Genomic DNA, 494 nt, shown 5'->3' with positions numbered 1-494 from the left:
ATCACCATCGACGCCGGCAAAACCACCGGCACCGTGACCGTTCCTGCGCCAACCGACGACGTCTACAAAGACGCCGGCCCGGTGCAGGCATCGATCACCAATGCCACCGGCGGCAACTTCGAAAACCTGGTGACCAGCAACACGCCAGCCGTGACCAGCGTCACCGACACCATCGACACCACGACCGTGAAGCTCACCGCAACCGGTACAGCGGCCGAAGGTGGCACCGTCACCTACACCGCGACGGTTGGCGCTCCGGTCACCGGCTCGCCAGTGACCGTAAACCTGTCCAACGGCCAGTCGATCACCATCGAAGTGGGTAAAACCACCGGCACCGTGACCACCACTGCACCGAACGATGCGCTGACCGGTCATGCGCCGTTGACCAACGCCATCACCAACCTCAGCGGCGGCAATTACGAGAATCTGGTCGCCGACAAGACGCCGGTCAGCACCACCGTGACTGACACCGTCGACACCACCAACCTGTCGCT

1 protein-coding gene is annotated in these 494 nt (G+C 63.2%); it reads left to right on the top strand.

All coding sequences use genetic code 11. The features are described from left to right. A partial coding sequence (locus N8H74_RS29215; RefSeq protein WP_262152175.1) for an immunoglobulin-like domain-containing protein occupies positions 1–494 on the top strand: 494 nt, incomplete at both ends.

Source organism: Pseudomonas sp. B2M1-30, from assembly GCF_025447575.1.
In the GTDB taxonomy this organism is placed as follows: domain Bacteria; phylum Pseudomonadota; class Gammaproteobacteria; order Pseudomonadales; family Pseudomonadaceae; genus Aquipseudomonas; species Aquipseudomonas botevensis.
The sequence above is the reverse complement of the archived record's forward strand: the minus strand, read 5'-3'. Positions and strand labels throughout refer to the sequence as shown.